We start from the raw sequence: 8,195 nt of genomic DNA, 5'->3' as shown, positions 1-8,195 counted from the left end.
ACCTGATCGCGATCAGAACCACAAACGAAGCGCCCCATGCCAACCTCCGGTCAACCCGGAAGACCATAGCACGAGCAGCGTTTTGACACAGCCAGGGTCGAAAGCTGCCGGCTCGAACGGTTGGAGTCCGAAAGGTCCGCTTCTGGCGAGCATTCGCAAGAAGCCGTCGATCGCACGCTAACTCACGAGGCGGTAGCCGATCCCGGGCTCGGTGATGATCAGGCGCGGCGCTGACGGATCGTCTTCGAGCTTCTGTCGAAGCTGCCCGATATAGACGCGGAGATATTGAGTATCGCCCTCGTTTGCGGCGCCCCACACATCCTTTAGCAGGCGTCTATGGGTGACGACCCGTCCGGCTTCACGCAGTAGAACAACGAGGACGTCGAACTCGCGCCGCGTGAGCCGGATCTCGGCTCCCGCCTTGCGTACCTGATGGGCATCGACGTTGATCTCGATCGTGCCGCATCGCATGATGCCACCATTACCCAGGGTTTGTCGTGCATGGCGCAGTGCGGCACGCAGCCGAGCCGTCAGTTCGCCGACCCCGAACGGCTTCTCAACATAGTCGTCCGCGCCGAGGTCGAGAGCCTGGATCTTTTCGGTTTCCCGGTCGCGCGCTGACAGGACGACAATTGGAACCTGCGAGACCTTGCGCAGGCGCCTGATCACGTCCTTACCGTCGAGATCGGGCAGTCCGAGATCGAGGACGATCGCGTCGGGTGGATTTTCCATCGCACTCCGAAGCGCTTCGGAGGCCATCAACGCCTGAACGACCCGGTATCCTTCCGCCTCGAGGACGGGTTTCAGGAAGCGATGGATGGCGGGTTCGTCGTCGACGACGAGGATGGTCGGCTGAATCATAGGCTTGCTCTGCGCTCGGAAGGCAATCGAATGATGAAGGCAGCTCCGAGATCCTGGGGTGCATTGGCGGCCCGCAACTCGACAGTGCCGCCATGTGCCTCAACAATGCCCTTGGTGATCGCGAGACCAAGCCCCGAGCTGTCCCCACCATCGGCAGCCGAGGTGCGCAAGCGCGTGAACTTCTCGAAGACGTGGTTGCGAAGGTCCGCTGGGACGCCAGGTCCGTCATCGACGATCTCGATCGTAACGATGTCGGGTTCCGTCCGCGCCCGGAGCGTGACGGTCGCCTTCGCGCCCGCGTAATTCACCGCGTTGCCGACGATGTTGCCGACGGCCTGGTCGAGGAGCGATGCGTCGCCGTAGGCGAGGATCGGCCCGGGCGGACAGTCGACGAAGAAGCGTTGCGGGGCGCCTCTGCGACGGGCCTGATCGACGATGCGGTCGAGCATCTCGCCGATATCGAACCAGTCCTTCGTAATCTCCAGTGCGCCAGCTTCCAGGCGCGTCATCGAGAGGAGATTGCGCACCATCTGGTCGAGATGGCGCGCTTCGTCGCGGACCTGGCCCAGAAGATCTTCCCGGACGGCAGGATCGATCCGATCCTGATACTCGATCAAGGCCGTCGAGGCGCCCAGAATGGAGGCGAGAGGGGTGCGGAAGTCGTGGCTGATCGAGGCAAGGAGGATGTTGCGCACCCTCTCGGTCTCTGCCGCCGTGCGCGCGCTGCGAACCTCCGTGGAAAGAACCGCCCTTTGGAGAGCGACGGCCGTCTGCTCGGCGAGAGCGGAGAGGAGGGCGCGAAGCTCTGCATCGGGTAGGGCGTTCGACGCGCTTTCGATGCCAAGCACGCCAATGCGGGCGTCCTGGACGGCAAGCGGCAGGAAGGTCCAGCCGGCGGACGGCAGGGTCTGCGTGCCTGCGCCGGCCATTTCGCGATGTTCATGCGCCCACCGTGCGGCGGTGCGGGCGGGCACGTCGAGCCGATCATCCGGTGGCCAGGACGCGACGATCGAAAGATCTGCCCCCTCGGGCTGAAGAATCGTCACGGCTCGTCCCGTCGCAGCATTGATCTCGCTGGCGGCAGCCTCCGCCACGGCGCCCGCGTCGGGCAGGGCCGAGAGCGTGCGGGTGAACTCGTAAAGCCGCCGGGCCGCACGGGTGCGCCGGGCCGAGGCGCGCACCTGTTCGCGCGCCTGCCCCGCCACGGCCGATATCACGAAGGCGATGATCAGGAAGATCGTCAACGCCAGCAATTCGTGCGGGCGCGCGATGGTAAAGGTCCCGGTCGGATCCAGGAACAGGTAGTTGTAGGCGGCGAAGGACAGGAAGGACGCAAGAACCGCGGGCCAGACGCCGTAGAGCAGGGCCGGGGCTAGCACCGCTAGGAGATAGACCATCGACACGTTTGGCAGCGAGACGAAGCGTGCCAGGATGTTGCCCGCAAACGAGGCGGCGGCGACGAAGGCGGTCGTAGCGAGATAGCCGGTCCATCCGCCTGTCTCAGGCCACCGGAACGACGAGGCTTCCAGGGTTTCGTTCTCAGTCAGGACAAGGACGGAGACCCCGCGCGCCCGCTGCACGATGGCGTCGGCGAGGTTGCCGTCGCCCCAGGGCAGCCGGATCCGCCGCGAGCGTGCCTTCCCGACGAGGATCTGCGTGATGTTCTCGAAGCGGGCGAAGCGCAGCAGTTCGGCCGGAAGGTCGGACGCGACGAGGTTGTGCGTTTCGGCGCCGAGACTCTTGGCCAGTTGCATGGTGGCATCGAGACGCGAGGCGGCACCCTGATCGAGCGTCGCCCCGGGTCGCTCGATCGTAACCGCGAACCAGGGCGCGTCGAGAAGATCCGCGAGCCGTTTGCCTTCTCGCACCAGCCGCTCGGCCTGCGCGTTCGGGCCGACACAGACGAGCAGGCGCTCGCCGGCGGCCCACGGCCCTTCGATGGCGCTCCCCTGCATGCGCTCGACGAGATCGGAATCGACCTGCGCTGCCACCTGCCGCAGGGCGAGTTCGCGCAGCGCGGTCAGGTTTGACGGCTTGAAGAAGTTCTGCGTGGCGCGTGTGGCCGTGTCCTCGACATAGACCTTGCCCTCGGCGAGCCGCCGAATGAGTTCGTCCGACGGCAGATCGACGAGGACGATCTGGTCGGCGACCCTAAGAGTGGTATCCGGTACAGTCTCGCGTACGCGCACTCCGGTGATGCGCTGGACGACGTCGTTCAGGCTTTCGACGTGCTGGACGTTCATCGTCGTCCATACGTCGATCCCGTTTCTCAGACACTCTGCAACATCCTGCCAACGCTTCGGATGGCGCGATCCCTCGACGTTCGAGTGGGCGTATTCGTCGACGATCAGCAGCGAGGGCCGACGGGCGAGCGCTTCATCGAGATCGAGTTCGGGAACAAGCCGTCCCTTGTATGGGATGAGGCGGCGGGGGAGTACCTCGAGGTCGGCAATCATCGCCTCGGTGTCGGCACGTCCGTGCGTCTCCACGATACCAACGAGTACGTCGCGGCCGCCGGCCCTTTCGGCCCGTGCGGCCTGAAGCATCGCGTAGGTTTTGCCAACTCCGGGGGCTGCGCCGAGAAACATGCGCAGCTTGCCTCGGCCTTCTCGCTCGGCCTGGTCGAGAAGGGCGTCGGGTGAAGCACGGGGCGCGTCATGGTCGCTCATTGAAGATCTTCTACCGCTATTTCGTGCCTCTCGGCCAAGCGAGGCAAATCCGCACCGCCACCCGTCTGCCTGTCAGTTCGCGGCGGCGTTTGGCGCAAGCGCATCGAGACCGAGATTCACACCGAGAACCAGAACACGCGGCTCGCCGAGAAGGCCGAGGGTGCGGCCGGCGGTGTTCTGCGTGATGACGCGGCGAACCTCCTGCGGGGTAAGACCACGCGCCTGCGCGATGCGGGGCACCTGGAGCTCGGCGAAGGCCGGCGAGACGTGCGGGTCGAGGCCGCTGCCGGAGGTGGTGATCGCGTCCGCCGGAAGCAGCGCGGCACCAGTCGCAGCCTTCATTGCCCGTCCATCTGTCCTCAATCGCTCGGCCAGGCGAGCACTCGTCGGAGCCAGATTGGTGCCGGACGAGGCCGAGCCGTCGTAGCCGTCACCGGCGGCCGATAGGCGCGGCTGGAGATAGTCTGCCCCCGTGAAGGACTGACCGATCAGCGACGAGCCGACGGCGACCCCGCCCCGGGTAACGAGGCTTCCCGATGCCTGGTCCGGGAATGCGACACCTGCGATGGCGGTCATGGCCAAGGGATAGGCAAGTCCCAGAAGGAGGGTAAAAAGAGCGAGAAGCGTTGCGGTGGCACGCAATTGCGAAAGCATGAAGATAGTCCTTGCGAAGAAGCTCAGGCGAGACTGAGGAAGGAGACCACGACGTCGATCAGCTTAATGCCGATGAACGGCACGAGAATGCCGCCGAGACCGTAGACGAGGAGATTGCGACGCAGCACGGTCGCGGCATCGAGGGCGCGATAGGGCACGCCGGTAAGCGCCAGCGGAATGAGCGCCACGATCACCAGAGCGTTGAAGATGACCGCCGACAGGATCGCGCTTTCCGGCGTCGAGAGACCCATGACGTTCAGGACGTCGAGTTCGGGGATCGCCGCGATAAAGAGAGCCGGGATGATCGCGAAGTACTTCGCGACATCGTTGGCGATCGAGAAGGTCGTCAGGCTCCCTCGCGTCATCAGAAGCTGCTTGCCAATGCCAACGATCTCGATGAGCTTGGTCGGATCGCTGTCGAGGTCCACCATGTTGCCGGCCTCGCGCGCCGCCTGCGTGCCAGTCTGCATGGCGACGCCGACATCGGCCTGGGCGAGGGCTGGCGCATCGTTGGTGCCGTCGCCGCACATGGCGACGAGGCGGCCCTGGCGCTGCTCGTTGCGGATGTAGTTCAACTTGTCCTGCGGGGTGGCTTCGGCAATGAAGTCGTCGACGCCGGCCTCCGACGCGATGGCCGCGGCCGTCACCGGATTGTCGCCCGTCACCATCACCGTGCGGATGCCCATGCGTCGCAGCTCGGCAAAGCGCTCCTTGATGTCGGGCTTCACAACGTCCTTCAAATGGATGACGCCGATGAAGCGGCCGTTTTCGGCAAGGCCGAGAGGCGTACCACCGCTCCTGGCGATGCGCTCCACAGCCTGTGTGAACGCTCGAGGCTCCGCGACCTCGTGGCCTGCCGTTTCGCGCACGAACTTCCGAATGGCGTCGATCGAACCCTTTCGGATCGTCTTCGACGTAAGGTCGACACCCGACAGGCGCGTCGCGGCCGAGAACGGAATGAAGGTCGCGCCTGGTCGAGGCGCATCCGGTAGGGCGATGCCGAAGCGATCGCGCGCGAGGACAAGGATCGAACGTCCCTCGGCGGTCTCGTCTGCCAGCGAGGCCTCCACGGCAATCTCGGCCATCTCGACGGCACTCATGCCTTCGACCGCGACGAACTCCGATGCCATGCGGTTGCCGAAGGTGATCGTGCCCGTCTTGTCGAGGAGAAGCGTATCGACGTCGCCGGAGGCCTCCACGGCCTTGCCGGACATTGCGAGGACGTTGTGCCGGATCAGACGATCCATGCCGGCGATCCCGATCGCCGACAAAAGCCCGCCGATGGTCGTCGGGATCAACGTAACGAGAAGCGCAATGAGGATCGGCACCGAAACCGCGGCGCCGGCATAGGCCGACAGGCCTGTGAGCGTCACGACGGCGATCAGGAAGATCAATGTCATTCCCACCAGGAGAATGGTCAGCGCGAGTTCGTTCGGCGTCTTCTGCCGCTCGGCGCCTTCCACGAGAGCGATCATCCGATCGAGGAAGGATGAGCCGGGCGCCGCGGTGATGCGCACGATGAGCCAGTCGGAGACGACGGTGGTGCCGCCGGTGACGGCCGAGCGGTCGCCACCGGCCTCCCGGATCACGGGCGCCGACTCGCCCGTCACCGCTGCCTCGTTGACGGAGGCAATACCCTCGACGATCTCGCCGTCTCCGGGCACGAGGTCTCCCGTCTCGACCAGAACATGGTCGCCGATCTTCAAGTCCAGGGCGGAGATGGGCCGGACGCTGGAGCGGTCCGTTCGGTCCGCTAGGCGCTTGGCGACGGTATCAGTTCGGGCTTGGCGAAGCGAGGCTGCCTGCGCCCGGCCGCGCCCCTCCGCAATGGCCTCGGCGAAGTTGGCGAACAGCACCGTGAACCAGAGCCAGGCCATGATCTGGCCCGTGAAGAGAAGCGGATTGCCTGCGACGACGTCGCGCACGAACAGGATCGTGACGACCATGGCAACGATCTCGGTGACGAAGATCACCGGACTGCGCATAAGAGCCGCGGGGTTGAGCTTCTTGAAAGCATCGACCGTTGCCCGTCCGACGAGGTCGGGCTGGAAGGTAGACGTTGCGGCCTTGGCAGCCATTGAAGGGATTCCTTATGGTCGTGTCCACGAGGGACCGAAGGAGACTGAGAACGGATTGAAGGAGCGCTTTTCGGGAGACGCGCCCCCGGTCGTCAGAAGGTCTTACCGCCGAGCATCTGCACCTGTTCGGCGATGGGGCCGAGGGCGAGCGCCGGGAAGAACTGGAGGCCGCCGAGGATCAGGATGATGCCGGCGAGAAGCCCGGCGAAGAGAGGGCCGTGGGTCGGAAACGTGCCTGCCGAGGGCGCGAGTTTCGGTTTGGCAACGAGCGAACCTGCGATCGCCATCATCGGCACGATGTAAGCGAAGCGGCCGAGAAGCATCGCAAGCCCCAGCGTCGTGTTCCACCAGGGCGAGTTGGCCGCGAGGCCGCCGAAGGCTGAACCGTTGTTCCCCGTCGCCGACGAATAGGCGTAGTAGATCTCCGAGAGGCCGTGCGGCCCGGCGTTCCCGAGCCCGGACAGCGCCGCAGGAAGAACGGCGGAGACCGCCGAGAAGCCAAGGATCGCGGTCGGCAGGATTAGAATGGCGAGGATCGCCATCTTCATCTCTTTCGCCTCGATCTTCTTGCCGAGATATTCCGGCGTGCGACCGACCATCAGCCCGGCCACGAATACCGTAATGATCGCGATCAGGAGCATGCCGTAGAGGCCGGCGCCGACACCGCCCGGCAGGATTTCGCCGAGCATGATGAGCACCATCGGCACCATGCCGCCGAGCGGGGTGAAGGAGCCGTGCATCGAGTTGACAGCACCGTCCGACAGACCCGTGGTGACGGCCGCGAACATGGCGGAGGCGGCAAGACCGAAGCGGACCTCCTTGCCTTCCATATTGCCACCGGCGGGATCGAGGCCGGCCGAGGCGAGGATGGGTGTGCCGGCCGCTTCCGCCCAGTAGGCGACACCGATGCCTGCGACGAGCAGGAGCGCCATGACCGAAAGGATCGCGACCGCCTGTCGCTTGTCGCCGATCAGCCGCCCAAAGGCGAAGACGAGCGCGATCGAGACGACGAGCATCTGCCATATCGTCAGGGCATTCGAGAGCGGCGACGGGTTTTCGTAAGGATGCGCGGCGTTGACGTTGAAGAAACCGCCGCCATTGGTGCCGATCTGCTTGATCGCGATCTGCGAGGCGACCGGACCGAGTGCCAATGTCTGCTCGCCGCCTTCGAGCGTTTCGACAGTCGCCGAAGCCTCGAGCGTTTGCGGCGTGCCCATCGCGACCTGCGCAAGACCCGTCACGACCGCCAAGGGCAGGAGGACGTAGAGGGTCGCCCGGATGACATCCGTGAAGAAGTTGCCGACGGTCTGAGCTCCGGAGCGGGCGAAGGCACGCACCAGTGCGACCGCGAGCGCGATGCCGGTCGCCGCTGAAAGAAAGTTCTGCACCGTCAGCCCGGCCATCTGGCTGAGATGGCTCATCGTGGTTTCGCCGCCATAGGCCTGCCAGTTCGTGTTGGTGACGAAGGAGACGGCGGTGTTGAAGGCGAGATCCGGCGAGAGCCCTGCGAACCCTTGCGGGTTAAAGGGCAGCAAGCCTTGGGCTCGCAGGAGCAGGTAGAGGATCAGGAAGCCGGCCGCATTGAAGGCGAGCATCGCCAGCGCATAGCCCAGCCAGCTCTGCTCCTTGCCGGGATCGATGCCGGCGAGCCGATGGAAGCTTCGCTCGACGGGGCCGAGCACGGGCGTCAGGACATTGCGCTCGCCTTGAAACACCTTCGACATGAAGGCGCCAAGCGGCATGGCGAAAGCGACAACAGCCGCGAGAATGACAAGGATTTGCAGCCAGCCGACGACGGTCATGGCGGATGCCTTTCAGGGTAGGAAGGGTTCAGAACCGCTCTGGCCGCACGAGGGCGAAAACCAGATAGCCGGTGATGGCGAGCGCGACTGCGCCGCCGAGGACGACGTCGAACATCGTCAGGCCCGTCCGG

At 65.0% G+C, this 8,195-nt stretch carries 6 protein-coding genes; all 6 read right to left on the bottom strand.

The genetic code is table 11. The features are described 5' to 3' along the window. Window positions 1–177 precede the first annotated feature (177 nt). The gene (locus B9A15_RS04435) at window positions 178–861 is read right to left on the bottom strand and encodes a response regulator (RefSeq protein ID WP_084408808.1); all 684 of its coding nucleotides are present in this window, start codon (window positions 859–861) and stop codon (window positions 178–180) included. Further along, window positions 858–3,530 carry a sensor histidine kinase gene (locus B9A15_RS04430; protein ID WP_084408807.1) on the bottom strand — a complete coding sequence of 891 codons (2,673 nt, stop codon included), beginning with the start codon at window positions 3,528–3,530 and terminating at the stop codon, window positions 858–860. The genes B9A15_RS04435 and B9A15_RS04430 overlap by 4 nt, the downstream gene beginning before the upstream one ends. A 72-nt stretch (window positions 3,531–3,602) precedes the next feature. Continuing rightward, entirely contained in the window at window positions 3,603–4,184 is a 582-nt protein-coding gene (gene kdpC / locus B9A15_RS04425) for a potassium-transporting ATPase subunit KdpC (RefSeq protein WP_084408806.1), read from the bottom strand. Window positions 4,185–4,207: 23 nt separating this feature from the next. Beyond that, window positions 4,208–6,262: a potassium-transporting ATPase subunit KdpB gene (gene kdpB, locus B9A15_RS04420; RefSeq protein ID WP_084408805.1), complete on the bottom strand. Its 2,055-nt coding sequence runs from the start codon at window positions 6,260–6,262 to the stop codon at window positions 4,208–4,210. Window positions 6,263–6,354: 92 nt separating this feature from the next. Then, window positions 6,355–8,064 (bottom strand): potassium-transporting ATPase subunit KdpA, encoded by a 1,710-nt coding sequence (gene kdpA / locus B9A15_RS04415; protein WP_084408804.1) that lies wholly within the window; start codon window positions 8,062–8,064, stop codon window positions 6,355–6,357. A 28-nt stretch (window positions 8,065–8,092) separates the two neighbouring features. Further along, window positions 8,093–8,179 (bottom strand): K(+)-transporting ATPase subunit F, encoded by an 87-nt coding sequence (kdpF, locus tag B9A15_RS23765; protein ID WP_139798202.1) that lies wholly within the window; start codon window positions 8,177–8,179, stop codon window positions 8,093–8,095. Window positions 8,180–8,195: the final 16 nt, after the last annotated feature.

This window comes from Fulvimarina manganoxydans, from assembly GCF_900176465.1.
GTDB lineage: Bacteria > Pseudomonadota > Alphaproteobacteria > Rhizobiales > Rhizobiaceae > Fulvimarina > Fulvimarina manganoxydans.
This window is presented reverse-complemented; position numbering and strand designations above follow the sequence as displayed.

Bases quoted from the DNA above. Each gene is read 5' to 3' on its own strand.
- B9A15_RS04435 (WP_084408808.1), bottom strand. From the start codon at position 861: ATGATTCAGCCGACCATCCTCGTCGTCGACGACGAACCCGCCATCCAT.
- kdpA (WP_084408804.1), bottom strand. From the start codon at position 8,064: ATGACCGTCGTCGGCTGGCTGCAAATCCTTGTCATTCTCGCGGCTGTT.
- kdpB (WP_084408805.1), bottom strand. From the start codon at position 6,262: ATGGCTGCCAAGGCCGCAACGTCTACCTTCCAGCCCGACCTCGTCGGA.
- kdpC (WP_084408806.1), bottom strand. From the start codon at position 4,184: ATGCTTTCGCAATTGCGTGCCACCGCAACGCTTCTCGCTCTTTTTACC.
- kdpF (WP_139798202.1), bottom strand. From the start codon at position 8,179: ATGTTCGACGTCGTCCTCGGCGGCGCAGTCGCGCTCGCCATCACCGGC.
- B9A15_RS04430 (WP_084408807.1), bottom strand. From the start codon at position 3,530: ATGAGCGACCATGACGCGCCCCGTGCTTCACCCGACGCCCTTCTCGAC.